This is a genomic window from Streptomyces sp. URMC 124 (assembly GCF_051386455.1).
Classification (GTDB): Bacteria; Actinomycetota; Actinomycetes; order Streptomycetales; family Streptomycetaceae; genus Streptomyces.
This window is the reverse complement of the sequence record NZ_JBPQTS010000030.1, coordinates 19,108-43,526: the sequence shown is the minus strand read 5'-3', so window position 1 is coordinate 43,526 and position 24,419 is coordinate 19,108. Positions and strand designations below refer to the sequence as shown.

Here is a 24,419-nt window from a genome sequence, read left to right as displayed (position 1 = left end):
GCACATGACGCACGAAACCCGTATCGACGACCTTCCCGTCCGGGACGAACTGCGCGGCAAGTCCCCGTACGGCGCCCCCCAGCTGGACGTGCCCGTCCGCCTGAACACCAACGAGAATCCCTACCCGCTGCCCGAGCCCCTCGTCGCCCGCATCGCCGAGCGCGTCGCCGAGGCCGCGCGGCACCTCAACCGCTACCCCGACCGGGACGCGGTCGAGCTCCGCACCGAGCTGGCGAAGTACCTCACCCGCACCGCCGGGCACGAGGTCACCACGGCGCAGGTGTGGGCGGCCAACGGCTCCAACGAGGTCCTCCAGCAGCTGCTGCAGACCTTCGGCGGACCCGGCCGCACCGCGATCGGCTTCGAGCCGTCGTACTCGATGCACGCCCTGATCTCGCGCGGCACCGGCACCGGCTGGATCTCCGGCCCCCGCCGCGACGACTTCACCATCGACGTGGAGGCGGCCGAGCGCGCCATCGCCGAGCACCGCCCGCACGTCGTCTTCGTCTGCTCGCCCAACAACCCCACGGGCACGGCGGTCGACGCGGAGACGGTCCTGCGGCTGTACGAGGCCGCGCAGGCGGCCCGGCCCTCGCTGGTGGTCGTCGACGAGGCGTACGGCGAGTTCAGCCACCGCGCCTCGCTGCTGCCGCTCATCGAGGGCCGCCCGAACCTGGTCGTCTCCCGCACCATGTCCAAGGCCTTCGGCGCGGCCGGGCTGCGGCTCGGCTACCTCGCCGCGGACGCGGCCGTGGTCGACGCCGTCCAGCTCGTCCGCCTGCCGTACCACCTGTCGGCCGTCACCCAGGCCACGGCGCTGGCCGCCCTGGAGCACACGGACACGCTCCTCGGCTACGTCGAGCAGCTCAAGGCCGAACGCGACCGTCTGGTCACCGAGCTGCGCGCGGCGGGCTGCGAGGTGACCGACTCCGACGCCAACTTCGTCCAGTTCGGCCGGTTCGAGGACAGCCACGCCGCGTGGCGGGCCATCCTCGACCACGGCGTGCTGGTGCGGGACAACGGCGTACCGGGGTGGCTGCGGGTCACCGCCGGCACGCCCGAGGAGAACGACGCGTTCCTGGACGCGGTCCGCGCCGTACTGAAGGAGAACAAGCAATGACTCGCGTGGGCCGCGTAGAGCGCACCACCAAGGAGACCTCCGTCCTCGTCGAGATCGACCTCGACGGGACCGGGCAGGTCGACGTGTCGACCGGGGTCGGCTTCTACGACCACATGCTCGACCAGCTCGGCCGCCACGGCCTCTTCGACCTCACCGTCAAGACCGACGGCGACCTGCACATCGACACCCACCACACCATCGAGGACACCGCCCTCGCGCTGGGCGCCGCCTTCCGGCAGGCCCTCGGCGACAAGGTGGGCATCTACCGCTTCGGCAACTGCACGGTCCCCCTGGACGAGTCCCTCGCCCAGGTCACCGTCGACCTCTCCGGCCGCCCCTACCTCGTGCACACCGAGCCCGAGAACATGGCGCCGATGATCGGCACGTACGACACGACGATGACCCGGCACATCCTGGAGTCCTTCGTCGCGCAGGCGCAGATCGCCCTGCACGTGCACGTCCCGTACGGACGCAACGCCCACCACATCGTGGAGTGCCAGTTCAAGGCCCTCGCCCGGGCCCTGCGCTACGCGTCCGAGCGCGACCCGCGCGCAGCCGGAATCCTCCCCTCCACGAAGGGCGCCCTGTGAACGGCCTCTCCACCACGCTCATCGTCGTCGGCCTCTTCCTCGTCGGCGGCATCATCTCCTTCCTCAAGCAGGGCATGCCCAAGAGCATCGTCGTGCTGCTCGGGATAGGCGCCGCGATGTGCCTGACCGCCGGCACCCTCCGGATCGAAGGACTGTGGTCATGAGCGCCCCGAAGAAGAAGGTCGTCGTCTTCGACTACGGCTTCGGCAACATCCGCTCCGCCGAGCGCGCCCTCGCCCACGTCGGCGCGGACGTCGAGATCACCGGCGACTACGAGACGGCCATGAACGCCGACGGCGTCCTCGTCCCCGGCGTCGGCGCCTTCGCGGCCTGCATGCAGGGCCTGCGCGCCGCCCGCGGCGACTGGCTCATCGGCCGCCGGCTCTCCGGCGGCCGCCCGGTGATGGGCATCTGCGTCGGCATGCAGATCCTCTTCGAGCGCGGCATCGAGCACGGCGTGGAGACCGAGGGCCTGGACGAGTGGCCCGGCGTCGTCGAGCCCCTCAAGGCGGACGTCGTCCCGCACATGGGCTGGAACACCGTCACCCCCGCCGGGGACTCGCAGCTCTTCGCCGGCCTCGACGCGGACACCCGCTACTACTTCGTGCACTCCTACGCGGTGCGCGAGTGGAGCCTGGAGGTGACCAACCCCAACATCCGCGCGCCCAAGGTCACCTGGGCCACGCACGGGGAGCCCTTCGTGGCCGCCGTGGAGAACGGCCCCCTGTGGGCCACCCAGTTCCACCCCGAGAAGTCCGGCGACGCCGGAGCCCAGCTCCTCACCAACTGGATCGGAACCCTGTGAGCAAGCTCGAACTCCTCCCCGCCGTCGACGTCCGCGACGGCCAGGCCGTGCGCCTCGTCCACGGCGAGTCCGGCTCCGAGACGTCGTACGGCTCCCCGCTGGAGGCGGCCCTCGCCTGGCAGCGCTCGGGCGCCGAGTGGCTGCACCTGGTCGACCTGGACGCCGCTTTCGGCACCGGTGACAACCGCGAGCTCATCGCCGAGGTGGCCGGGGCCATGGACATCAAGGTCGAGCTGTCCGGCGGCATCCGCGACGACGCCTCGCTCGCCGCGGCCCTCGCCACCGGCTGCACCCGCGTCAACCTCGGCACCGCCGCCCTGGAGACCCCCGAGTGGGTCGCCAAGGTCATCGCCGAGCACGGCGACAAGATCGCGGTCGGCCTGGACGTCCGCGGCACGACGCTGCGCGGCCGCGGCTGGACCCGTGACGGCGGCGACCTCTACGAGACGCTCGCCCGTCTCGACTCCGAGGGCTGCGCCCGCTACGTCGTCACCGACATCGCCAAGGACGGCACTCTCCAGGGCCCCAACCTGGAGCTGCTGAAGAACGTCTGCGCGGCCACCGACAAGCCGGTCGTGGCCTCCGGCGGAGTCTCCTCCCTTGACGATCTGCGCGCGATCGCCAACCTGGTACCGGAGGGTGTCGAAGGCGCCATCGTCGGAAAGGCCCTCTACGCCAAGGCGTTCACCTTGGAAGAGGCCCTGGAGGCTGTGTCCGTATGACCGAAGCCGTGCAGCGCGTGCAGAGCGACAGTCCCTGGGAAGAGGCCTTCGGTTGTGCGCGCGCCGTCGCGGCGGGAGACCGGGTGCTGGTGTCCGGCACGATGCCGTTCACCGGCACCGTGCTGAACGGCGAGGGCGATCCGTACCAGCAGGCCAGGTCGGCCTTCGGTAATGCCCTCGCCGCGCTGGAGCGGTTCGGCCTCGGCCCCGAGGCCGTCGTCCGCACCCGGATGTACCTGACCCACGCGCGAGACGTGGACGAGGTGGGCCGTGCCCACAAGGAGCTCTTCGACGCGGTCCGCCCGGCGGCGACCCTGGTCGTCGTCTCCGGCTTCGTCGATTCGCGCGTGCTGGTCGAAGTAGAGCTGGAAGCGTACCGAGGAGCAACGAGCACATGACCCTGGCGGTCCGAGTCATCCCCTGCCTGGACGTGGACAACGGCCGTGTCGTCAAGGGCGTCAACTTCCAGAACCTGCGCGACGCGGGCGACCCGGTGGAAATGGCCAAGGTGTACGGCCGGGAGGGCGCCGACGAGCTGACGTTCCTCGACATCACCGCCTCCTCCGGCAACCGCGAGACCACCTACGACGTGGTCCGCCGCACGGCCGAGCAGGTCTTCATCCCGCTGACCGTCGGCGGGGGCGTGCGCACCGCGTCCGACGTCGACAAGCTGCTGCGGGCCGGCGCCGACAAGGTGGGCGTCAACACGGCGGCCATCGAGCGGCCGGAGCTCGTCCAGGAGATCGCCGAGCGCTTCGGCCGGCAGGTCCTCGTCCTGTCCGTCGACGCCCGCCGCACGCCGTCCGGCAGCTTCGAGGTCACCACCCACGGCGGCCGCCGCGGCACCGGCCTCGACGCCGTCGAGTGGGCGCACCGCGCGGCGGAGCTGGGCGCCGGGGAGATCCTGCTGAACTCCATGGACGCCGACGGCACCAAGGACGGCTACGACACCGAGATGATCGAGGCCGTGCGCAAGCACGTCACGGTTCCGGTCATCGCGAGCGGCGGCGCGGGACGTCTGGAGCACTTCGCTCCGGCGGTGGCGGCAGGCGCGGACGCGGTCCTGGCCGCGTCGGTCTTCCACTTCGGCGACCTGCGGATCGCCGACGTCAAGGGCGCCCTCCGCGAGGCGGGTCACCCGGTCCGTTAGCCGCGCGGCCCGCCGGTCACGGCCGGCCGCTAGTCACGGATGAGCAGGAAGACCGCCCCCGTCACCAGGGCGAGGGCGATCGCTGCGATCCCGTAGGACAGCCGGTGCTGCCGCAGCACCGGCAGGTGTGCGTCCGCCGAGTACCTGCCGGGGCCGGTGAGCGCGAGCGCCGCCGCCGTGACGGCGATCAGCAGGGTGAACTCGATGCCCTTGGGGAGGAAGAACGCGTCCCACGTCACCCCGAGCGCATTGACCATCGTGCCCAGCACGGCGGCCGCGGCCAGCGGGGTGAGGAGGCCGAGGAAGAGGCCGGCGCCGCCCAGGGTCTCGCTGAGGCCGGCGATGACGGCCATGGCCTTGGGCGCGGGATAGCCCCAGGCCCCGAAGCCCTTCGCGACCCCGTCGAGCCCCGGCCCGTCGAACCAGCCGAACAGCTTCTGCGTTCCGTGCCCCATCATGATCAGGCCGATCATCATCCGGAGCAGCAGGATCCCCAGCGAGAAGGAGGCCGGGGGTGGCGCGTAGGGCGCGTACGGTCCGGACGACGGGACGGAGTGGGCGGATCTGCTGGTGTACGCCATCGCAGGGCACCTCTTCGGGGTCGGGTCCGGCACGGAGCCTCAGATTCCCAGCTTTGCCGCCTCAGCCTCGGCCACCGCGTCCTTTTCGCCCTCCAGCTCCACCCGGGCGGCCGTCTGGCGGCCGAAGGCGAAGAGGGTCAGCTCGCCGGGCTCCCCGGTGACGGTCACCACCGGCGTGCCGCGCTGCGCGACCGCGGTGCGGCCGTCGGGGCGACGCAGGACCAGGCCGACGGGCGATCTGCGGCCGAGCATCCGCGCCACCCGCTCCAGCCGGGCCCACAGGGCGTCCGCGAAGACGGGGTCGACCTCGCGCGGGGCCCAGTCCGGCTGGGCCCGGCGCACGTCCTCGGCGTGCACGTAGAACTCCACCGTGTTCGCCGCCTCGTCGATCTGCTTGAGGGCGTACGGGGAGAGCCGCGGCGGCCCGGTGCGGATGAGCTGGATCAGCTCCTCGTAGGGCTTGGCGGCGAACTCCGCCTGCACCCGCTCCAGACGCGCGGCCAGCGGCTTGAGCACGATCCCGGCGGCGGCATCGGCGCGGCGCTCGCGCACGACGACGTGGGCCGCGAGATCACGGGCCCGCCAGCCGGCGCAGAGCGTCGGGGCGTTCGGGCCCGCCGACTCCAACAGGTCGGCGAGGAACAGGCGTTCGCGCTGGGCGTGGGTCGACATGGCGCCACCCTAAGGCCGTCCCGCCACCCGTGCCACGCCCCCGCGACTACTCGGGCAGCGGCTTGTCCATCTTCTGGCCGCCCTGCGAGACGCTCAGCGTCATCGAGCACGTGATCTGGTCCTGGCCGCGGGCGTAGGTGACCGGGGTCGGGTAGAGCACGTACGAGTAGTAGTTCTTGCCGTCGGTTATGGAGCGCATGCGGTCCTGCGCCCTCTTCTTGCACAGCTCCCGGGCCTTGGTCTGGATGTCCAGCTCGGAGTCGAACTTGCCCGTCAGGGTCTCGTTGGCGATGACCTCGCCGTCGTGCGGACCGCTGCACGGCTTCGTCTTCACCTCGGTGAGCCCGATGCTCATGCGCGGGTGGTCGAAGCACTGGCCGGGCTTGAGCACCACGTACGGCACGCGGGAGACCGACGGCGAGGAGGAGGAAGAGGACGGATCCGGGTTGGAGGGGTCGGTGCCCGGGCCGCTCGGGTCCACGGCCGGCGCGGAGGGCGCCGCCGACGGGGTGGAGGAGCTCTTCGGCTTGGCGACGGGCTTGTCGTCCTTGTCGCCGCCGGCGGTCAGCATGATGCCGCCCACGACGAGGCCGACCACCAGGACGCAGCCGATGACGATCGCGGCGACCTTCGCGCCGTTGCCGCCCGAGGGCGGGGGCGGGGGCGGCATCGGCTGTCCGAACTGCTGTCCGTACTGCTGCTGACCGTACTGGCCGAAACCCGGCTGCTGACCGTAGCCGGGCTGCTGGCCGTATCCCTGCGGTGCTTGCGGCTGTCCGTAGGGCTGGGCGGGCGGCTGGGCTGACGGCGGCCCGAACTGCTGCGGCGGGCCGAACCCACCGCCGCCACCGGGGGGCCGCGGGGAGTTCGAGGGCGGAGTACTCATGGGCGAAGCATGCCGTACGCCACTGACAGGCCCGTCCGGGGGGTCCCGGCCGGTCCGCGCGGCAGAATGGACCCATGACCGGCAACACCGCCCCCGCGTCCTCCCTCGACCCCGCCGTCGCCGCGCGCCTCAAGCGCAGCGCCGACGGGCTGATCCCCGCCATCGCCCAGCAGTACGACACCGGGGAGGTGCTCATGCTCGGCTGGATGGACGACGAGGCGCTCCACCGCACCCTGACCACCGGCCGCTGCACCTACTGGAGCCGCAGCCGCGGGGAGTACTGGGTCAAGGGCGACACGTCCGGACACGTCCAGTACGTGAAGTCCGTGGCCCTCGACTGCGACAAGGACGCCCTCCTCGTCAAGGTCGACCAGGTGGGCGCCGCCTGCCACACAGGCGACCGCACCTGTTTCGATGCCGACGTCCTCCCGCTGGGCAAGTAGGCTCCGCTGCCATGGCTGCCACGACCTCCGGTGACATCACCCCGGACGCCGAGACCTTCCGCACGCTCGCGAAGGACCGCCGGGTCATCCCGGTCACCCGGCGGTTCCTCGCCGACGGCGACACCCCCGTCGGCCTGTACCGCAAGCTCGCCGCCGAACGGCCCGGCACCTTCCTGCTGGAGTCCGCGGAGAACGGCCGCACCTGGTCGCGCTACTCCTTCGTGGGCGTCCGCAGCGCCGCGACCCTCACGGCGCAGGGCGGCCGGACACACTGGCTGGGCACCCCTCCCGTCGGCGTCCCCACCGACGGCGACCCGCTGGAGGCGCTGCGCGCCACCGTGGCCGCCCTGCACACCCCGCGCGACCTCATAGAGGGTGCCGGACTGCCGCCCTTCACCGGCGGCATGGTGGGCTACCTCGGCTACGACGTGGTCCGCCGCCTGGAGAAGATCGGCGAGCACGGCGGAGAGGACCGCGACCCCCTCGGCCTGCCCGAGCTCACCATGCTCCTCACCTCCGACCTCGCCGTCCTCGACCACTGGAACGGCACCGTCCTGCTGATCGCCAACGCGATCAACCACAACGACCTCGACACCGGCGTGGACGAGGCGTACGCCGACGCCGTCGCCCGCCTGGACGCCATGGCCGCCGACCTGCACCGGCCCGCGCCCTCGGCACCCACCGCCCTGCCGCCCTCCGAGCTGCCCGAGTACACCGCCCGCTGGGGCGGTGCGGACTACATGGCGGCCGTCGAGGACATCAAGGAGCGCATCCGCGCGGGCGAGGCCTTCCAGGTCGTGCCCTCGCAGCGCTTCGAGACGCCCTGCACGGCCACCGCGCTCGACGTCTACCGCGTGCTGCGGGCGACGAACCCGAGTCCGTACATGTACCTGTTCCGGGTCCCCGACGGGGAAGGCGGCGTGTTCGACATCGTCGGCTCCAGCCCGGAGGCGCTCGTGAAGGTCGAGGACGGGCAGGCCATGGTGCACCCCATCGCCGGCACCCGCCCGCGCGGCGCCACCCCGCAGGCGGACGCCGCACTCGCCGAGGAGCTCCTGGGCGACGCCAAGGAGCGCGCCGAGCACCTGATGCTCGTCGACCTCGGCCGCAACGACCTCGGGCGGGTCTGCGAGCCCGGCAGCGTCGAGGTCGTCGACTTCATGTCGATCGAGCGCTACAGCCACGTGATGCACATCGTCTCCACGGTCACCGGCCGCCTGGCCGCCGGGCGCACCGCCTTCGACGTGCTCACCGCCTGCTTCCCCGCCGGCACGCTCTCCGGCGCGCCCAAGCCGCGCGCCATGCAGATCATCGAGGAGCTGGAGCCGTCGCGCCGCGGCCTGTACGGCGGCTGCGTCGGCTACCTGGACTTCGCCGGGGACTCCGACACGGCCATCGCGATCCGCACCGCCGTCCTGAAGGACGGGACCGCCTACGTGCAGGCGGGCGCCGGCGTCGTCGCCGACTCCGACCCGGCGGCCGAGGACGCCGAGTGCCGCAACAAGGCCGCGGCCGTCCTGCGCGCCGTGCACACGGCGAACCGCCTCGCCTAGCCGCCCCCGGCGGCGCCGACAAACCACCCACAAGGGATAGTGGACCCGTGAGCACAGGAAGAACCGTAGGCACCGCCCTGCTCCTCGGCGCGGCCGGCGCCGCCCTCGCCCTGCTCGCGGGCGGCCGCACCTGGGCCGAGGGGACGACCGCCGTCGCCGGGAGCACCGTCACCAAGCACGTCAGCGGGCAGGACGTCACCGGCCTGCCCGGCGCGCTCGCCGTCGTCGGCCTCGCCGCCCTCGTCGCGGTCTTCGCCGTCCGCGGCGTCTGGCGCACCGTGGTGTCCGCCGGGCTCGCCCTCGCGGGAGCCGGGGTCGTGGCCGCCGCGGTCACCGGGGCGGGGGACACCTCCGCCCTGGACGAGCAGGCCGCCAAGGCCAGCGGGCTCACCAGCGGCGCCATGGACAACGTCACCCATACGGCCTGGCCGTGGGTCGCCCTCGCGGGCGGCGTCCTGCTGCTGCTCGCGGGGCTCCTCGCCCTGCGGTACGGCCGTCACTGGCCGGCCATGTCCGGGCGGTACGAGCGCGACGGGACCCCGCGCCCGCGCCGCACGCGCACCGCCCCCGACCCGGAGCGCCCCGAGGAGCTGTGGAAGGCCCTCGACCGCGGCGAGGACCCGACCAGGGCGTGACACGCCCCGGCGGCGCCCCCCGGATCGAGGCGGCCCCGGCCGTCGGGGACAATGACCATGAGCGTTCTCCGCGCCCGCGGGCGCGCCACAGCAACGAGGAGTCTTAGTCATGGCGGGTAGCAGCCACGGACACACCCCGGCCGCCTGGACCGGTGTCACGATCGCCTTCATCGGCTTTTGCGTCTCCGGTGCCTTCACGGTGGCCGCGAAGCCGGTCGGCTTCTGGGCCGGCATCGCCATCATCGCGGTCGGCGGTGTCGTGGGCGGCGTCATGAGCATGATGGGCATGGGCATGCCCAAGCGGGCTCCCCTGAAGATGGCCGGCGAGGCCACCCGGAGCTGACGCCCTCCGCGTCCCCCACGCCCTCCATCGCCCCGAGGCGCGGCCCCGGGCCCCGGTACGGTCCTCCGTACGACGGCCCTGAGCTGCGCCTTCGTGCGTTCCGCCGGAGACTTCCGGTGTGAGGGTCGTGGGTGTGGCCGACTGCGCGCGCCGGCTGGCCGCCCCGCTGGGCGTCGCGGCCGGCCTCGCCGCGGCCTTCGGTTACGTCGGCGCCGTGGACCCGGGCCGCCCCGGCCACTACCCCGCCTGCCCCCTGCTGCGCTGGACGGGCCTGTACTGCCCGGGCTGCGGCGGGCTGCGCGGTGTCCACGCGCTCGCCCACGGCGACCTGCCGGCCGCGCTCGGCGCGAACGCCCTGGCCGTCGCCGGCTACGCCGCCTTCGCCGTCCTGTGGTGCGTGTGGATCGCCGGGGCCCTGCGGGGCCGCGCGGGCGTGTCGCTGTCCCCGCGCGCCCGCCACTGGTGGGCCCTCGGCGCCCTCGTGCTGCTCTTCACGATCGTGCGGAACCTGCCCTTCGGCGCCTTCCTGACCCCCTAGCGGGACCGGCGGACCGGCAGGGAGCGGTGTCCCGGGAACGTCCACGGGGTGGGACCCGCGTCAACCGGATGCGAAACCTTCGCCCCGTGGCAGATACCATCGCAGTGCCTGGTGGGGGAGGATTCCTGCCGCACCAGCCCAGACCATCCGAGTCCGGAAGGGGGCCGCTCGCGTGAGTGTGCTCGACGAGATCATCGAGGGCGTCCGTGCCGACCTCGCGGAGCGGCAGGCGCGCGTCAGCCTCGACGAGCTCAAGGAGCGGGCCGCCAAGGCGCCACAGGCCAAGGACGGCGCCGCCGCCCTCCGCGGCGAGAACGTCGGCGTGATCTGCGAGGTCAAGCGCTCCAGCCCCTCCAAGGGCGCCCTGGCCGCCATCGCCGACCCCGCCGGCCTCGCCGCCGACTACGAGGCGGGCGGCGCATCCGTGATCAGCGTGCTGACCGAGCAGCGGCGCTTCGGCGGCTCGCTCGCCGACCTCGAAGCCGTTCGCGCCCGGGTCGACATCCCGATCCTGCGCAAGGACTTCATCGTCACGGCCTACCAGCTGTGGGAGGCCCGCGCCTACGGCGCCGACCTGGCCCTGCTGATCGTCGCCGCCCTGGAGCAGGAGGCCCTCGTCTCCCTCATCGAGCGGGCCGAGTCCATCGGGCTCACCCCGCTGGTCGAGGTGCACGACGAGGAGGAGGTCGAGCGCGCGGTCGACGCCGGCGCCCGCATCATCGGCGTCAACGCCCGCAACCTCAAGACCCTCGAGGTCGACCGCGGCACCTTCGCCCGGGTCGCCCCCGAGATCCCGGACGGCATCGTCAAGATCGCCGAGTCCGGCGTGCGCGGCCCGCACGACCTCATCGCCTACGCGAACGACGGCGCCGACGCCGTCCTGGTGGGCGAGTCCCTGGTCACCGGCCGCGACCCCAAGGGCGCCGTCGCCGACCTGGTGGCGGCCGGGGCCCACCCCGCCCTGCGGCACGGCCGGGGCTGACCGGGCCATGAGGGCGTACGCGCGACTGGCCCGGGGGTGCCGCCCCCGGGGCTGCCGCGCGCCCGCGCGCCGCGTCCTCGGACGCCGCGTGCGGTACCACATCGGCTGTGAGCCGGGTCAGATCAACGGGATGCGATGGCGCCGGAGCTCCGCGCTCTAGCCCGCACCACCCGTCACCCACCTCACAGCCGTCCGAGGAGTACGTACGTGTCCTCTGAATTCTTCGTCCCGGACCCGGAGGGTCAAGTTCCGAGCCCCGAAGGCTACTTCGGCGCGTTCGGCGGGAAGTTCATCCCCGAGGCCCTCGTCGCCGCCGTCGACGAGGTCGCCGCCGAGTACGAGAAGGCCAAGGCCGACCCGGCCTTCGCCGCCGAGCTCGCCGACCTGATGGTCAACTACACCGGCCGTCCCAGCGCCCTCACCGAGGTGCCGCGCTTCGCGGAGCACGCCGGCGGCGCCCGGGTCTTCCTCAAGCGCGAGGACCTCAACCACACCGGCTCGCACAAGATCAACAATGTGCTGGGCCAGGCCCTGCTCACCAAGCGCATGGGCAAGACCCGCGTCATCGCGGAGACCGGCGCCGGCCAGCACGGCGTCGCCACCGCCACCGCCTGCGCCCTCTTCGGCCTCGAATGCACCATCTACATGGGCGAGGTCGACACCCGGCGGCAGGCGCTGAACGTCGCCCGCATGCGGATGCTCGGCGCCGAGGTCATCGCCGTGAAGTCCGGCAGCCGCACCCTGAAGGACGCCATCAACGAGGCGTTCCGCGACTGGGTCGCCAACGTCGACCGCACGCACTACCTCTTCGGCACCGTCGCGGGCCCGCACCCCTTCCCGGCCCTCGTCCGCGACTTCCACCGGGTCATCGGCGTCGAGGCGCGCCGGCAGATCCTGGAGCGCGCCGGCCGCCTGCCGGACGCCGCCGTGGCCTGCGTCGGCGGCGGCTCCAACGCCATCGGCCTCTTCCACGCCTTCCTGCCCGACGACGGCGTCCGCCTCATCGGCTGCGAGCCCGGCGGCCACGGCCTGGCCACCGGCGAGCACGCGGCCACCCTCACCGCCGGCACGCCCGGCATCCTGCACGGCTCGCGCTCCTACGTCCTGCAGGACGAGGACGGCCAGATCACCGAGCCGTACTCCATCTCGGCCGGCCTGGACTACCCCGGCATCGGCCCGGAGCACTCCTACCTCAAGGACACCGGCCGCGCCGAGTACCGCGCCGTCACCGACGACGACGCCATGCAGGCCCTGCGGCTGCTCTCCCGCACGGAGGGCATCATCCCGGCCATCGAGAGCGCGCACGCGCTGGCCGGAGCGCTGGAGGTCGGCAAGGAGCTGGGCGAGGACGGCCTGCTCCTGGTGAACCTCTCCGGCCGCGGCGACAAGGACATGGACACCGCAGCCCGCTACTTCGGGCTGTACGACGAGACCGCGGGGGAGAAGTAATGGCCGGCAACATCGCACTGCTCAGCTCCGTCCTGGCCGCGGCCAAGGCGGAGAACCGCGCCGCGCTCGTCGGCTACCTTCCCGCGGGCTTCCCCACCGTGGACGACGGCGTGCGCGCCGTCACCGCCATGCTCGACGGCGGCTGCGACGTCGTCGAGATCGGCCTGCCGCACAGCGACCCCGTCCTGGACGGCCCGGTCATCCAGACCGCCGACGACATCGCCCTGCGCGGCGGCATCAAGATCGTCGACGTCATCCGCACGGTCAAGGAGGCGCACGAGATCACGGGTGCGCCCGTGCTGTGCATGACCTACTGGAACCCCGTCGACGCCTACGGCCCCGAGCGCTTCGCCGCCGACCTCGCCGCGGCCGGGGGAGCGGGCTGCATCCTGCCCGACCTGCCGGTCGAGGAGTCCGAGGCCTGGCGCAAGGCCGCCGAGCAGCACGGGCTCGCCACGGTCTTCGTGGTCGCGCCCAGCAGCCGCGACGAGCGCCTCGCCAAGATCACGGCAGCGGGCAGCGGCTTCGTGTACGCGGCCTCGCTGATGGGCGTCACGGGCACCCGCGAGTCCGTCGGCAACGAGGCGCAGGACCTGGTGCGCCGCACCCGCGCCGTCACCGACCTGCCGGTCTGCGTCGGCCTCGGGGTCTCCAACGCCGCCCAGGCCGCGGAGGTGGCAGCCTTCGCCGACGGTGTGATCGTCGGTTCGGCCTTTGTCAAGCGGCTCCTGGACGCCCCCGACACGGAGGCCGGCCTGGCCGCCGTCCGGGCCCTCGCGGGTGAACTGGCCGAAGGCGTGCGCAAGCGCCCGTAACTCTTTTGAAGGAACCGGCGACCGGGGGCGCGCATGGCCGTGCCCCCGGTTCGTTGTAGGGGGATGTGAGCCAGAAGAACTCGGATGGGAAGCGCAGCGCCCGTGAGCGGCTGCAGGAACAGCGGGAGCGCGAGGAGGCCCGGGCCAAGCGCAGGCGGACGCTGATCGCCGGTGTGGTCGTCGTGGCCGTCCTCGGCGCGGGCGCCGGCATCGCGGCGCTCGTGGCGAGCTCGGGCGGCGGCAAGAAGGAGTCCGCCGGACCGCTGGTCGCCCCGCAGGGCGCCACCGGCAAGGACAGCGTCACCATCCCGGTCGGCAAGCCCGCCGCCAAGGCGACCCTCACGGTCTACGAGGACTTCCGCTGCCCCGGCTGCGGCGGATTCGAGAACGCCTTCCGCGACACGGTCAACGAGCTGGAGCAGAAGGGTCAGCTCAAGGCGGAGTACCACCTGGTCACCCTGATCGACAACAACCTCGGCGGCAGCGGCTCGCTCAACGCGGCCAACGCCGCGGCGTGCGCGCAGGACGCCGGCAAGTTCTCCGCGTACCACGACCTGCTCTACAAGAACCAGCCGCAGGAGACGGACGACGCCTTCGGCAAGAAGGCGCGCCTGCTGGAGCTGGCCGGGCAGGTGCCCGGCCTGGACACGCCCGCCTTCCGCACCTGTGTGGACGACGGCACGCACGACAGCTGGGTGAAGAAGTCCCACGAGGCCTTCGGCAAGTCCTCCTACCGCGCCACCCCGACCGTCCTGCTCAACGGCAAGAGCATCTTCGGCGACCCGAAGAACCCGCTCACCCCGGACAAGCTGCGGCAGATGGTCGCCGAAGCCGCGAAGGGCTGAGGGCCCGGGGGCGTTACGCAGCTGTTGCGCCGGGCGGGTTGCCGTTCCGTCGCCCCGGCAGGGTAGCGTCGGGGGCGTCATGGAACTCGCATACATTCCCAGCCCGTCGACCGGCGTGCTCCACCTCGGACCGGTCCCGCTGCGCGGCTATGCCTTCTGCATCATCATCGGCGTCTTCGTGGCGGTCTGGCTGGGCAACCGGCGCTGGATCGCCCGCGGCGGGCGGGCCGGGACGGTTGCCGACATCGCCGTCTGGGCGGTCCCCTTCGGGCTCGTCGGCGGCCGGCTCTACCACGTCATCACCGACTACGAGCTGTACTTCGGCGAGGGCCGCGACTGGGTCAACTCCTTCAAGATCTGGGAGGGCGGCCTCGGCATCTGGGGCGCGGTCGCGCTCGGCGCGGTCGGCGCGTGGATCGGCTGCCGCCGCCGCGGCATCCCCCTGCCGGCCTGGGCGGACGCCCTCGCCCCCGGCCTCGCGGTCGCCCAGGCGATCGGCCGCTGGGGCAACTGGTTCAACCAGGAGCTGTACGGCAAGCCGACGACCCTGCCGTGGGCGCTGAAGATCGACGCCGACCCGGCGATCGGGCGGGTGGCGGGCACCTACCACCCGACGTTCCTGTACGAGTCGCTGTGGTGCCTGCTGATCGCGGGACTGGTGATCTGGGCCGACCGGCGCTTCACCCTCGGGCACGGGCGCGCGTTCGCGCTGTACGTGGCCTCGTACACCGTCGGCCGCTTCTGGTTCGAGTACCTCCGCGTGGACGACGCGCACCACGTGCTGGGCCTGCGGCTCAACGGCTGGACGTCGATCGTGCTCTTCATCGCGGCCGTCGCGTACATGATCGTCTCCGCGAAGCGGGTTCCCGGCCGGGAGCTCGTGGTGGAACCGGCGGCCGTGACGGACGTGGCCGAGGAGCCCGCGCCCCCGGCGAAGCCGGCGGGTGACGGTGAGCCGTCCGCGGCGGACGGCTCCCCCAAACCGAAGAAGGTCTGAGCGCGGCGCTGCCCGCCGGAACCCGCCGCAGTGGCCGAGCGCCGCTGCGGCGGGTTTTTCGTGCCCGCGGCACGGACGAACCGAGGGGCCCCAGGGGCTTGCGCCCCCCCGCGAAGCGCCCCGTAAGCCCAGGTCAGCCAGGCCTTCCTTGCTAGCGGATCATCGTGTTCGTGCGTACCTTCGAACGTGTCGGGGGCGGCGGACGAAGGGCCGGCCCCAAGGGGAAGGGAGCCCACCGCACATGTCTGTCCTGGAAGCCGTTGCCGCACCGCACGCCGCGCACCGCGACAACCACACGCACCGCGACGTGAACGGCGGCTGGCTGCGCCCCGCGGTGTTCGGCGCCATGGACGGGCTGGTCTCCAACGTCGCCCTGATGACCGGTGTCGCGGGCGGTTCCGCCTCCGCGCAGACGATCGTCATCGCCGGCCTGGCCGGCCTTGCCGCGGGCGCGTTCTCCATGGCCGCCGGCGAATACACCTCGGTCGCCTCGCAGCGCGAACTCGTCCTCGCCGAGCTGGACGTCGAGCGCCGCGAGCTGCACAAGCACCCGGCCGACGAGCTGGCGGAGCTGGCGGCGCTCTACGAGTCGCGGGGCGTCGAGCCCAAGCTCGCGCTCGAGGTCGCCATGCAGCTCTCCCGCGACCCCGAGCAGGCGCTGGAGATCCACGCCCGCGAGGAGCTCGGCATCGACCCCTCCGACCTTCCGTCGCCCGCGGTCGCCGCCGTGTCGTCGTTCGGCTCGTTCGCCCTGGGCGCCCTCCTGCCCCTGCTGCCGTACCTGCTGGGCGCGACCGCGCTGTGGCCCGCCGTGCTGCTCGCGCTGGCCGGTCTCTTCGCCTGCGGGGCGGTCGTGGCCCGGGTGACGGCCCGCTCCTGGTGGTACAGCGGCCTGCGCCAGCTGGTCCTGGGCGCCGCGGCGGCGGGTGTGACTTACGCCCTCGGTATTGCCTTCGGCACCGCCCTGGGGTGATGCTTTATGCGGGCTCCCGCATAACGTACGGATGACATCGCGGTTTCAAGCCCTCGACGGCCGGGCACAATCCGGAAGCGCAGCGGGCAACGCCGCCCGCTCTGTGCTGTGTCCGGCGGGGCCGGGCCGGGCGATCCCCCGTGCTTCCGGCAGCTCGCCGCCTTTACCGCAGTGCCCGGACCCGCAGTACCTTTACGCGCAGTGTCCACATGCTGGACCGGTGCTTCCGCTTTTTGAGAAGCGCCCCATCATGTAATCTGCACCAACTTCTTCCGCAGAGGGCCAACGTCGTCCCTCGGCACATGCACCGGCCGCACCGGCCGGGACTGCCAAGACGACGACGGGAGCCGCCGATGCGATCCGCATCCCACCCCGCCCAGCAGGGTATGTACGACCCGCGGAACGAGCACGACGCCTGTGGCGTCGGCTTCGTCGCGACCCTCACCGGCGAGGCGAGCCACGCGCTCGTGCAGCAGGCGCTCACCGTCCTCCGCAATCTGGAGCACCGCGGCGCCACGGGCTCCGAGCCCGACTCGGGCGACGGCGCCGGCATCCTGATGCAGATCCCCGACGCCTTCCTGCGCGAGGCCGCCGGCTTCGCGCTCCCCGAGCCCGGCGCCTACGCCGTCGGCATCGCCTTCCTCCCCGCGGACACCGCGGACGCGGACGCCGCCGTCTCGTCCATCGAGACGATCGCCCGCGAGGAGGGCCTCGCCGTCCTCGGCTGGCGCGCCGTCCCCGTCGCCCCCGAGCTGCTCGGCGCCAGCGCCCGCGCCACCATGCCGGACTTCCGCCAGCTCTTCGTCTCGGACCGGCGCAGCACGGCCGACGGCGGGAACACCGGGCTCGCCCTCGACCGCAAGGCGTTCGTGCTGCGCAAGCGCGCCGAGCGCGAGGCCGGGGTCTACTTCCCCTCGCTCTCCGCCCGCACCATCGTCTACAAGGGCATGCTGACCACCGGCCAGCTGGAGCCGTTCTTCCCGGACCTCTCCGACCGCCGCTGCGCCACCGCCATCGCGCTGGTCCACTCCCGCTTCTCCACCAACACCTTCCCCAGCTGGCCGCTCGCCCACCCGTACCGCTTCGTGGCCCACAACGGTGAGATCAACACCGTCCAGGGCAACCGCAACTGGATGCGGGCCCGCGAGTCGCAGCTGGCCAGCGACCTCTTCGGAGAGGGCGGCATCGAGCGCGTCTTCCCCGTCTGCACCCCCGACGCCTCCGACTCGGCCTCCTTCGACGAGGTCCTGGAGCTGCTCCACCTCGGCGGCCGGTCGCTGCCGCACAGCGTGCTGATGATGATCCCGGAGGCCTGGGAGAACCACGCCTCCATGGACCCGGCCCGGCGCGCCTTCTACCAGTACCACTCCACCCAGATGGAGCCCTGGGACGGCCCGGCCTGCGTCACCTTCACCGACGGCACCCTCGTCGGCGCCGTCCTCGACCGCAACGGCCTGCGCCCCGGCCGCTACTGGGTCACCGACGAGGGCCTCGTCGTGCTCTCCTCCGAGGTCGGCGTCCTCGACATCGACCCGGCGAAGGTCGTCCGCAAGGGCCGTCTGCAGCCCGGCCGGATGTTCCTGGTCGACACCGAGCGCCACCGCATCATCGAGGACGACGAGATCAAGGCCGAGCTCGCCGCCGCCGCGCCCTACGGGGAGTGGCTGGAGGCCGGCCTGATCGACCTGGCCGACCTGCCCGAGCGCGAGCACATCGTGCACACCCACGCCTCGGTCACCCGCCGCCAGCAGACCTTCGGCTACACCGAGGAGGAGCTGCGCGTCATCCTCGCGCCGATGGCCAAGTCCGGCGCCGAGCCGATCGGTTCGATGGGCACCGACTCGCCGATCGCCGCGCTCTCCGAGCGCCCCCGGCTGCTCTTCGACTACTTCACGCAGCTGTTCGCGCAGGTCACCAATCCGCCGCTGGACGCCATCCGCGAGGAGCTCGTCACCTCGCTGATCTCCTCCCTCGGCCCGCAGGGCAACCTCCTGGAGCCCACCGCGGGCTCCTGCCGCAGCGTCACCCTGCCCTTCCCCGTCATCGACAACGACGAGCTCGCCAAGCTCATCCACATCAACGCCGACGGCGACATGCCGGGCCTGAAGGCCGTCACCCTCTCCGGCCTCTACCGCGTCACCGGCGGCGGGGAGTCCCTGGCCGCCCGCCTCACGGAGATCTGCGCCGAGGCCGACGCCGCCATCGCCGGCGGCGCCCGCCTCATCGTCCTCTCCGACCGCCACTCCGACGCCGAGCACGCCCCGATCCCCTCGCTGCTGCTCACCTCCGCCGTCCACCACCACCTCATCCGCACCAAGCAGCGCACCCACGTGGGCCTGCTGGTCGAGGCCGGCGACGTCCGCGAGGTCCACCACGTCGCGCTGCTCATCGGTTACGGCGCGGCGGCCGTCAACCCGTACCTGGCGATGGAGTCCGTCGAGGACCTCGTCCGCGCAGGGACGTTCCTGCAGGACATCGAGCCCGAGGACGCGATCCGCAACCTCATCAAGGCCCTCGGCAAGGGCGTCCTGAAGGTCATGTCCAAGATGGGCATCTCCACCGTCGCCTCCTACCGCGGCGCGCAGGTCTTCGAGGCGATCGGCCTGGACGAGGCCTTCGTCGAGACCTACTTCCACGGCACCACCACCAAGATCGGTGGCGCCGGCCTGGACGTCGTCGCCCGCGAGGTCGCCGCCCGCCACGCCAAGGCCTACCCGGCCACCGGCATCGCGGCCACCCACCGCCGCCTCGACATCGGCGGCGAGTACCAGTGGCGCCGCGAGGGCGAGCCGCACCTCTTCGACCCCGACACCGTCTTCCGGCTGCAGCACGCCACGCGCGCCCGCCGCTACGACATCTTCAAGCAGTACACCGAGCGCGTGAACGAGCAGTCCGAGCGGCTGATGACGCTCCGCGGCCTGTTCGGCTTCGCCGCCGACCGCACCCCGGTGCCCCTGGACGAGGTCGAGCCCGTCAGCGAGATCGTCAAGCGCTTCTCCACCGGCGCCATGTCGTACGGCTCCATCTCCCGCGAGGCCCACGAGACCCTCGCCATCGCCATGAACCGGCTGGGCGGCAAGTCCAACACCGGTGAGGGCGGCGAGGACCCCGAGCGCCTCTACGACCCCGAGCGCCGCTCCAGCATCAAGCAGGTCGCCTCCGGCCGCTTCGGCGTCACCAGCGAGTACCTCGTCAACTCCGACGACATCCAGATCAAGATGGCCCAGGGCGCCAAGCCCGGCGAGGGCGGCCAGCTGCCCGGCCACAAGGTCTACCCCTGGGTCGCCAGGACCCGGCACTCCACCCCGGGCGTCGGCCTGATCTCGCCGCCCCCGCACCACGACATCTACTCCATCGAGGACCTCGCCCAGCTCATCCACGACCTGAAGAACGCCAACCCGGCCGCCCGCATCCATGTGAAGCTGGTCTCCGAGGTCGGCGTCGGCACGGTCGCGGCGGGCGTCTCCAAGGCCCACGCCGACGTCGTCCTGATCTCCGGCCACGACGGCGGCACGGGCGCCTCGCCGCTGACCTCCCTCAAGCACGCCGGCGGCCCCTGGGAGCTCGGCCTCGCCGAGACCCAGCAGACGCTGCTGCTCAACGGCCTGCGCGACCGCATCGTCGTGCAGACCGACGGCCAGCTGAAGACCGGCCGCGACGTGATCATCGCCGCCCTGCTCGGCGCCGAGGAGTTCGGCTTCGCCACCGCCCCGCTGGTCGTCTCCGGCTGCGTCATGATGCGCGTGTGCCACCTGGACACCTGCCCGGTCGGCATCGCCACCCAGAACCCGGTGCTGCGCGAGCGGTTCTCCGGCAAGGCCGAATTCGTCGTCAACTTCTTCGAGTTCATCGCCGAGGAGGTCCGCGAGCTCCTCGCCGAGCTGGGCTTCCGCACCCTGCAGGAGGCCGTCGGCCACGCCGAGCTCCTCGACACCGGCCGGGCCGTGTCCCACTGGAAGGCCCAGGGCCTGGACCTCGCCCCGCTGCTGCACGTGCCGGAGCTGCCCGCCGGGGCCGCCCGCCACCGCACCACCGAGCAGGACCACGGCCTGGCCAAGGCCCTCGACAACGAGCTCATCAAGCTCGCCGCCGACGCCCTGGAGGTCTCCTCCGCCGAGGGCGCCCGCCCCGTCCGCGCCCAGGTGGCCATCCGCAACATCAACCGCACCGTCGGCACGATGCTCGGCCACGAGGTCACCAAGCGCTTCGGCGGCGCCGGGCTGCCCGACGACACCATCGACATCACCTTCACGGGCTCCGCCGGCCAGTCCTTCGGCGCCTTCCTGCCCCGCGGCGTCACCCTGCGCCTGGAGGGCGACGCCAACGACTACGTGGGCAAGGGCCTCTCCGGCGGCCGCGTCGTCGTCCGCCCCGACCGCGGCGCCGACCACCTCGCCGAGTACTCGGTCATCGCCGGCAACACCCTCGCCTACGGCGCCACCGGCGGCGAGATGTTCCTGCGCGGCCGGGTCGGCGAACGCTTCTGCGTCCGCAACTCCGGTGCCACCGTCGTCTCCGAGGGCGTGGGCGACCACGGCTGCGAGTACATGACGGGCGGCCGGGCCGTCGTCCTGGGCGAGACCGGGCGCAACTTCGCGGCCGGCATGTCCGGCGGCGTCGCCTACGTCGTCGACCTCGACCCCGACAACGTCAACAAGGAGCTGGCCGGCGCCGTCGAGAGCCTCGACGCCGACGACCGGCAGTGGCTGCACGACGTCGTGCGCCGCCACCACGAGGAGACGGCCTCCACCGTCGCGGCCGGGCTCCTCGCCGACTGGGACACGGCCGCGGGCCGCTTCCGCAAGGTCGTCCCGGCCACCTACAAGGCAGTGCTCGCCGCCAAGGACGCCGCCGAGCGAGCGGGTCTCTCCGAGACGGAGACCCACGAGAAGATGATGGAGGCGGCGACCCATGGCTGACCCCAAGGGCTTCCTGACCACCGGGCGCGAGGTCGCGCAGACCCGCCCCGTCACCGAGCGCGTCCGCGACTGGAACGAGGTCTACGTCCCCGGCTCCCTCCTGCCGATCATCAGCAAGCAGGCGAGCCGCTGCATGGACTGCGGCATCCCCTTCTGCCACAACGGCTGCCCGCTGGGGAACCTCATCCCCGAGTGGAACGACTACGCCTACCGCGACGACTGGCAGGCGGCGAGCGAGCGCCTGCACGCGACCAACAACTTCCCCGAGTTCACCGGCCGCCTGTGCCCCGCGCCCTGCGAGGCGGCCTGCGTGCTGGGCATCAACCAGCAGCCCGTCACCATCAAGAACGTCGAAGTCACCATCGTCGACAAGGCCTGGGCCGCGGGCGACGTCACCCCCCAGCCGCCCGAGCGGCTCTCCGGCAAGACCGTCGCCGTCATCGGCTCCGGCCCCGCCGGCCTGGCCGCGGCCCAGCAGCTGACCCGGGCCGGCCACACGGTCGCGGTCTACGAGCGCGCCGACCGCATCGGCGGCCTGCTGCGCTACGGCATCCCCGAGTTCAAGATGGAGAAGCGGCACATCAACCGCCGCATCGAGCAGATGCGCGCGGAGGGCACCAAGTTCCGCACCGAGGTGGAGATCGGCCGCGACATCGACGCGGCCAAGCTCCGCAAGCGCTACGACGCCGTCGTCATCGCCGCGGGCGCCACCACCTCCCGCGACCTGCCGGTGCCCGGCCGTGACCTCAAGGGCATCCACTTCGCGATGGAGTACCTGCCCATGGCGAACAAGGTGCAGGAGGGCGACCTGACAGTCTCCCCGATCACCGCCGAGGGCAAGCACGTCGTCGTCATCGGCGGCGGCGACACCGGCGCCGACTGCGTGGGCACCGCCCACCGCCAGGGCGCGGCCTCCGTCACCCAGCTGGAGATCATGCCCCGGCCGGGGGAGGAGCGCAGCGAGGGCCAGCCCTGGCCGACCTTCCCCATGCTCTACAAGGTCACCTCGGCCCACGAGGAGGGCGGCGAGCGCGTCTACTCCGTCTCCACCACCCACTTCGAGGGCGACGAGGACGGCAACGTCCAGTGGCTGCACCTCGTCGAGGTGGAGTTCGCCGGCGGCAAGCTCACGCAGAAGCCCGGCACCGAGCGCAGGATCCCGGCCCAGCTGGTCACCCTCGCCATGGGCTTCACCGGCACCGACGTGAAGAACGGCCTCGTCGAGCAGTTCGGCCTGGAGCTGGACGCGCGCGGCAACGTCGCCCGCGACGCCGACTACGCCACCAACGTCCCCGGCGTCTTCGTCGCCGGTGACGCCGGGCGAGGCCAGTCCCTCATCGTCTGGGCCATCGCCGAGGGCCGCTCCGCCGCCCGCGGCGTGGACCGCTACCTCACGGGCACCAGCACCCTGCCGGCCCCGGTCCGCCCCACGGACCGGGCCCTGACGGTCTGACCCGCCCGGAAAGAGCTCGCGGCGCCTGCCCCACCCCGACCACAGGTGGCAGGCGCCGCGCTGTTCCCTTCCCCCGCCCTAGCCGGTCCGGCGCACCAGCAGGTCGCGGAACTCCACCTTCGCGTCCTCCGTGTACACCCCCACGCTGCCTTCCCGGTAGGGCCGTTCGCGGTCCTCGTAGGCCACCAGCCCCTGGCCGTCGACGCTGACCTCCATGCGCGCGCCGCGCTGCGCGACCCGCACGGAGGACCACTCGCCGACGGGGAAGCGCCCCTGGCCGGTCGCCAGGAAGCGCTGCCCGCCCTCGTAGGCCGGGTCGCGCTTGCCGAGCTCCCAGCCGTTGGGCTTGAGGGTGACGTAGTAGAAGTGCTCGGGGTCGGTGTACGCCCACAGCAGCCACGGCACCTCCCACGGATTGGGCTCGGGCGTGCGCAGCTGGGCGATGGTCCGCATGCGCGCCTCGTAGTCCACGTCCGCGAAGCGTTCCGTGGAGACGATCAGCCCGGCGTGGGTCTCGTCCGGCACCCGGGAGGGCAGGGGGGCCAGGAAGAGGCCGTCGTGGCGGCCGATGTTCTCGCCGTGGCCGTCGAAGACCGACCGCCACGGGCCGTGGACCGAGCCCTCGGCCCACGGCCGGTCCGGCTCCTCGTCGCCGGACCAGAGGCTGCTCGCCGCCAGGGCGGCGCCCGCCACCGCGAGGGCGGCGAGCAGTGCGAGACCGAGCAGCCGCTGAACTCTCGTCATGCCGTCGAGTATGACCCCGGCCCCTCGGTGCGGGAGGCGACCAGTTCGGGGCCGCCGCCCTCGTCCGCGTCGGCGCCGAAGTCCTCCGCGAGCTGGGCGATGATGCGCTCGGTGGCGTGCCCGTCCCCGAAGGGATTGCCCGCCGTGGCCATCCGCTCGTAGGCGGCAGGATCATCCAAAAGGTGGACGGCGGCCTCCAGGATGGCCTCCGGTTCGGTGCCCACGAGCCGGGCCGCGCCGGCCTCGACCGCCTCGGGGCGTTCGGTGGTCGTGCGCAGCACGAGGGCGGGCTTGCCGAGGGTGGGCGCCTCCTCCTGGATGCCCCCGGAGTCGGTGAGGACCAGGTCGCAGCCGGCGAGCGTGGCGGAGAAGTCGAGGTAGCCGAGCGGCTCGGTGACCTCGATGTGCGGGTGCCCGGTCAGCTCCGGCAGGAGGGCCTCGCGGACGGCGGGGCTCTTGTGCAGCGGCAGCACCATCTCCACGTCACCGCGGTCGGCGAGCCGGCACAGGGCCCTGCCCATGGAGCGCATCACGGTGCCCTGGTTCTCGCGGCGGTGCAGGGTGACCAGTACGCGCCGCAGACCGGTGCGGAAGAGGCAGCGGCCGGTGCCCTCGGCCAGCACCCACAGCAGGTTGTCGATGACGGTGTTGCCGGTGGTGAACACCTCGGCCTCGGGGACGCCCTCGGCCGTCAGGTGGCCGGCGGCGCGCTCCGTGGGCGCGAAGTGCCAGCGGGCCATGCGCCCTATGAGGCGGCGGTTGAGCTCCTCCGGAAAGGGGTTGTCGAGGACGCCGGTGCGCAGGCCGGCCTCCACGTGGGCGATGGGGATGTGCTCGTAGAACGCGGCGAGGGCGCCGGTCAGGGCGGTGGTGGTGTCGCCCTGGACGACGACGAGGTCGGGGCGCTCGGCGCGGACCACGTCGCCGAGGCCGTCCACGAGGCGGGCGGTGAGGGTGGACAGCTGCTGGCGCTCGCGCATGACGTCGAGCCCGGTGTGGACCGGCACGCGCAGCAGGTCCAGCATCTGGTCGAGCATCTCGCGGTGCTGGCCGGTGGTGACGACGAGCGGTTCGAAGAGCGGGGAGTGCGCCATGGCCCGGGCCACGGGCGCCAGTTTGATGGCCTCGGGTCGGGTGCCCAGCACGAGCATGGCGCGTACGGGCGCGGTGATGAGGTCAGTGGACATGGATCTCCCTGGGAAAG

General features: G+C 72.6%; 26 protein-coding genes. 21 read left to right on the top strand and 5 right to left on the bottom strand.

The window, feature by feature from the left end; translation table 11 throughout:
* Positions 1 to 4: 4 nt before the first annotated feature.
* Genes ACSNOG_RS09110 through hisF form a run of 7 tightly spaced genes read left to right on the top strand, consistent with a single transcriptional unit; the run spans position 5 to position 4,387 of the window.
* Entirely contained in the window at positions 5 to 1,120 is a 1,116-nt protein-coding gene (locus ACSNOG_RS09110; RefSeq protein WP_436752061.1) for a histidinol-phosphate transaminase, read from the top strand.
* Positions 1,117 to 1,710, top strand: coding sequence for an imidazoleglycerol-phosphate dehydratase HisB (gene hisB / locus ACSNOG_RS09105; RefSeq protein ID WP_436752054.1), 594 nt, complete (start codon positions 1,117 to 1,119; stop codon positions 1,708 to 1,710). Before ACSNOG_RS09110 ends, hisB begins: the two co-directional genes overlap by 4 nt.
* Entirely contained in the window at positions 1,707 to 1,874 is a 168-nt protein-coding gene (locus ACSNOG_RS09100) for a hypothetical protein (RefSeq protein WP_168091272.1), read from the top strand. Before hisB ends, ACSNOG_RS09100 begins: the two co-directional genes overlap by 4 nt.
* Complete coding sequence (hisH, locus tag ACSNOG_RS09095) at positions 1,871 to 2,515, top strand: imidazole glycerol phosphate synthase subunit HisH (protein ID WP_436752053.1); 645 nt, start codon at positions 1,871 to 1,873, stop codon at positions 2,513 to 2,515. The genes ACSNOG_RS09100 and hisH overlap by 4 nt, the downstream gene beginning before the upstream one ends.
* On the top strand, positions 2,512 to 3,237 hold the full coding sequence (gene priA / locus ACSNOG_RS09090) for a bifunctional 1-(5-phosphoribosyl)-5-((5-phosphoribosylamino)methylideneamino)imidazole-4-carboxamide isomerase/phosphoribosylanthranilate isomerase PriA (RefSeq protein ID WP_436752052.1): 726 nt from the start codon (positions 2,512 to 2,514) through the stop codon (positions 3,235 to 3,237). The genes hisH and priA overlap by 4 nt, the downstream gene beginning before the upstream one ends.
* A complete protein-coding gene (locus ACSNOG_RS09085; RefSeq protein ID WP_436752051.1) occupies positions 3,234 to 3,635 on the top strand; it encodes a RidA family protein in 402 nt (133 codons plus the stop codon). The genes priA and ACSNOG_RS09085 overlap by 4 nt, the downstream gene beginning before the upstream one ends.
* Complete coding sequence (hisF, locus tag ACSNOG_RS09080) at positions 3,632 to 4,387, top strand: imidazole glycerol phosphate synthase subunit HisF (protein WP_436752050.1); 756 nt, start codon at positions 3,632 to 3,634, stop codon at positions 4,385 to 4,387. Before ACSNOG_RS09085 ends, hisF begins: the two co-directional genes overlap by 4 nt.
* A 29-nt stretch (positions 4,388 to 4,416) precedes the next feature.
* Here hisF and ACSNOG_RS09075 read toward each other — a convergent pair whose 3' ends face one another.
* From ACSNOG_RS09075 to ACSNOG_RS09065, 3 genes are read right to left on the bottom strand one after another with little or no spacing between them, the layout of a single operon-like run.
* Positions 4,417 to 4,968: a DoxX family protein gene (locus tag ACSNOG_RS09075; protein ID WP_436752049.1), complete on the bottom strand. Its 552-nt coding sequence runs from the start codon at positions 4,966 to 4,968 to the stop codon at positions 4,417 to 4,419.
* 39 nt (positions 4,969 to 5,007) lie between these two features.
* Entirely contained in the window at positions 5,008 to 5,640 is a 633-nt protein-coding gene (locus tag ACSNOG_RS09070; RefSeq protein WP_436752048.1) for a TIGR03085 family metal-binding protein, read from the bottom strand.
* A gap of 46 nt (positions 5,641 to 5,686) precedes the next feature.
* Positions 5,687 to 6,526 (bottom strand): hypothetical protein, encoded by an 840-nt coding sequence (locus ACSNOG_RS09065; RefSeq protein ID WP_436752047.1) that lies wholly within the window; start codon positions 6,524 to 6,526, stop codon positions 5,687 to 5,689.
* Positions 6,527 to 6,600: 74 nt separating this feature from the next.
* Here ACSNOG_RS09065 and hisI point away from each other — a divergent pair, with 74 nt between their 5' ends.
* The 14 genes from hisI (at position 6,601) to ACSNOG_RS08995 (ending at position 22,471) form a co-directional block, all read left to right on the top strand.
* On the top strand, positions 6,601 to 6,969 hold the full coding sequence (gene hisI / locus ACSNOG_RS09060; protein WP_436752046.1) for a phosphoribosyl-AMP cyclohydrolase: 369 nt from the start codon (positions 6,601 to 6,603) through the stop codon (positions 6,967 to 6,969).
* Positions 6,970 to 6,980: 11 nt separating this feature from the next.
* On the top strand, positions 6,981 to 8,522 hold the full coding sequence (locus tag ACSNOG_RS09055) for an anthranilate synthase component I (protein ID WP_436752045.1): 1,542 nt from the start codon (positions 6,981 to 6,983) through the stop codon (positions 8,520 to 8,522).
* Positions 8,523 to 8,569: 47 nt separating this feature from the next.
* Positions 8,570 to 9,157 (top strand): TIGR02234 family membrane protein, encoded by a 588-nt coding sequence (locus ACSNOG_RS09050; protein ID WP_436752044.1) that lies wholly within the window; start codon positions 8,570 to 8,572, stop codon positions 9,155 to 9,157.
* Between the two features lie 109 nt (positions 9,158 to 9,266).
* On the top strand, positions 9,267 to 9,500 hold the full coding sequence (locus ACSNOG_RS09045) for an HGxxPAAW family protein (RefSeq protein ID WP_436752043.1): 234 nt from the start codon (positions 9,267 to 9,269) through the stop codon (positions 9,498 to 9,500).
* Positions 9,501 to 9,618: 118 nt separating this feature from the next.
* Positions 9,619 to 10,038, top strand: coding sequence for a DUF2752 domain-containing protein (locus ACSNOG_RS09040; RefSeq protein WP_436752042.1), 420 nt, complete (start codon positions 9,619 to 9,621; stop codon positions 10,036 to 10,038).
* A 172-nt stretch (positions 10,039 to 10,210) separates the two neighbouring features.
* Positions 10,211 to 11,020 (top strand): indole-3-glycerol phosphate synthase TrpC, encoded by an 810-nt coding sequence (trpC, locus tag ACSNOG_RS09035; RefSeq protein ID WP_436752041.1) that lies wholly within the window; start codon positions 10,211 to 10,213, stop codon positions 11,018 to 11,020.
* 7 nt (positions 11,021 to 11,027) lie between these two features.
* The gene (gene trpM, locus ACSNOG_RS09030; RefSeq protein WP_436752040.1) at positions 11,028 to 11,180 is read left to right on the top strand and encodes a tryptophan biosynthesis modulator TrpM; all 153 of its coding nucleotides are present in this window, start codon (positions 11,028 to 11,030) and stop codon (positions 11,178 to 11,180) included.
* 47 nt (positions 11,181 to 11,227) lie between these two features.
* The gene (trpB, locus tag ACSNOG_RS09025; RefSeq protein WP_436752039.1) at positions 11,228 to 12,469 is read left to right on the top strand and encodes a tryptophan synthase subunit beta; all 1,242 of its coding nucleotides are present in this window, start codon (positions 11,228 to 11,230) and stop codon (positions 12,467 to 12,469) included.
* Positions 12,469 to 13,284 carry a tryptophan synthase subunit alpha gene (gene trpA / locus ACSNOG_RS09020; protein ID WP_436752038.1) on the top strand — a complete coding sequence of 272 codons (816 nt, stop codon included), beginning with the start codon at positions 12,469 to 12,471 and terminating at the stop codon, positions 13,282 to 13,284. Before trpB ends, trpA begins: the two co-directional genes overlap by 1 nt.
* 65 nt (positions 13,285 to 13,349) lie before the next feature.
* Positions 13,350 to 14,129 carry a DsbA family protein gene (locus ACSNOG_RS09015; RefSeq protein WP_436752037.1) on the top strand — a complete coding sequence of 260 codons (780 nt, stop codon included), beginning with the start codon at positions 13,350 to 13,352 and terminating at the stop codon, positions 14,127 to 14,129.
* 79 nt (positions 14,130 to 14,208) lie between these two features.
* Positions 14,209 to 15,126: a prolipoprotein diacylglyceryl transferase gene (gene lgt, locus ACSNOG_RS09010; protein WP_436752036.1), complete on the top strand. Its 918-nt coding sequence runs from the start codon at positions 14,209 to 14,211 to the stop codon at positions 15,124 to 15,126.
* 241 nt (positions 15,127 to 15,367) lie between these two features.
* Positions 15,368 to 16,099 carry a VIT1/CCC1 transporter family protein gene (locus ACSNOG_RS09005; protein ID WP_436752035.1) on the top strand — a complete coding sequence of 244 codons (732 nt, stop codon included), beginning with the start codon at positions 15,368 to 15,370 and terminating at the stop codon, positions 16,097 to 16,099.
* Positions 16,100 to 16,452: 353 nt separating this feature from the next.
* On the top strand, positions 16,453 to 21,018 hold the full coding sequence (gene gltB, locus ACSNOG_RS09000; RefSeq protein WP_436752034.1) for a glutamate synthase large subunit: 4,566 nt from the start codon (positions 16,453 to 16,455) through the stop codon (positions 21,016 to 21,018).
* Positions 21,011 to 22,471, top strand: coding sequence for a glutamate synthase subunit beta (locus ACSNOG_RS08995; RefSeq protein WP_436752033.1), 1,461 nt, complete (start codon positions 21,011 to 21,013; stop codon positions 22,469 to 22,471). The genes gltB and ACSNOG_RS08995 overlap by 8 nt, the downstream gene beginning before the upstream one ends.
* 78 nt (positions 22,472 to 22,549) lie before the next feature.
* Here the strand turns inward: ACSNOG_RS08995 and ACSNOG_RS08990 are convergent, their stop codons facing one another.
* Both ACSNOG_RS08990 and wecB read right to left on the bottom strand, forming a co-directional pair.
* A complete protein-coding gene (locus ACSNOG_RS08990) occupies positions 22,550 to 23,215 on the bottom strand; it encodes a family 16 glycoside hydrolase (protein WP_436752032.1) in 666 nt (221 codons plus the stop codon).
* On the bottom strand, positions 23,212 to 24,402 hold the full coding sequence (gene wecB, locus ACSNOG_RS08985) for a non-hydrolyzing UDP-N-acetylglucosamine 2-epimerase (RefSeq protein WP_436752031.1): 1,191 nt from the start codon (positions 24,400 to 24,402) through the stop codon (positions 23,212 to 23,214). The genes ACSNOG_RS08990 and wecB overlap by 4 nt, the downstream gene beginning before the upstream one ends.
* Positions 24,403 to 24,419: the final 17 nt, after the last annotated feature.

Coding starts and splice junctions, on each gene's coding strand:
- trpA (WP_436752038.1), top strand. CDS start 12,469: ATGGCCGGCAACATCGCACTGCTCAGCTCCGTCCTGGCCGCGGCCAAG.
- trpM (WP_436752040.1), top strand. CDS start 11,028: ATGAGGGCGTACGCGCGACTGGCCCGGGGGTGCCGCCCCCGGGGCTGC.
- ACSNOG_RS09045 (WP_436752043.1), top strand. CDS start 9,267: ATGGCGGGTAGCAGCCACGGACACACCCCGGCCGCCTGGACCGGTGTC.
- ACSNOG_RS08990 (WP_436752032.1), bottom strand. CDS start 23,215: ATGACGAGAGTTCAGCGGCTGCTCGGTCTCGCACTGCTCGCCGCCCTC.
- ACSNOG_RS09055 (WP_436752045.1), top strand. CDS start 6,981: ATGGCTGCCACGACCTCCGGTGACATCACCCCGGACGCCGAGACCTTC.
- ACSNOG_RS08995 (WP_436752033.1), top strand. CDS start 21,011: ATGGCTGACCCCAAGGGCTTCCTGACCACCGGGCGCGAGGTCGCGCAG.
- ACSNOG_RS09075 (WP_436752049.1), bottom strand. CDS start 4,968: ATGGCGTACACCAGCAGATCCGCCCACTCCGTCCCGTCGTCCGGACCG.
- gltB (WP_436752034.1), top strand. CDS start 16,453: ATGCGATCCGCATCCCACCCCGCCCAGCAGGGTATGTACGACCCGCGG.
- hisH (WP_436752053.1), top strand. CDS start 1,871: ATGAGCGCCCCGAAGAAGAAGGTCGTCGTCTTCGACTACGGCTTCGGC.
- hisB (WP_436752054.1), top strand. CDS start 1,117: ATGACTCGCGTGGGCCGCGTAGAGCGCACCACCAAGGAGACCTCCGTC.
- hisI (WP_436752046.1), top strand. CDS start 6,601: ATGACCGGCAACACCGCCCCCGCGTCCTCCCTCGACCCCGCCGTCGCC.
- lgt (WP_436752036.1), top strand. CDS start 14,209: ATGGAACTCGCATACATTCCCAGCCCGTCGACCGGCGTGCTCCACCTC.
- ACSNOG_RS09065 (WP_436752047.1), bottom strand. CDS start 6,526: ATGAGTACTCCGCCCTCGAACTCCCCGCGGCCCCCCGGTGGCGGCGGT.
- ACSNOG_RS09070 (WP_436752048.1), bottom strand. CDS start 5,640: ATGTCGACCCACGCCCAGCGCGAACGCCTGTTCCTCGCCGACCTGTTG.
- hisF (WP_436752050.1), top strand. CDS start 3,632: ATGACCCTGGCGGTCCGAGTCATCCCCTGCCTGGACGTGGACAACGGC.
- ACSNOG_RS09005 (WP_436752035.1), top strand. CDS start 15,368: ATGTCTGTCCTGGAAGCCGTTGCCGCACCGCACGCCGCGCACCGCGAC.
- ACSNOG_RS09110 (WP_436752061.1), top strand. CDS start 5: ATGACGCACGAAACCCGTATCGACGACCTTCCCGTCCGGGACGAACTG.
- wecB (WP_436752031.1), bottom strand. CDS start 24,402: ATGTCCACTGACCTCATCACCGCGCCCGTACGCGCCATGCTCGTGCTG.
- ACSNOG_RS09085 (WP_436752051.1), top strand. CDS start 3,234: ATGACCGAAGCCGTGCAGCGCGTGCAGAGCGACAGTCCCTGGGAAGAG.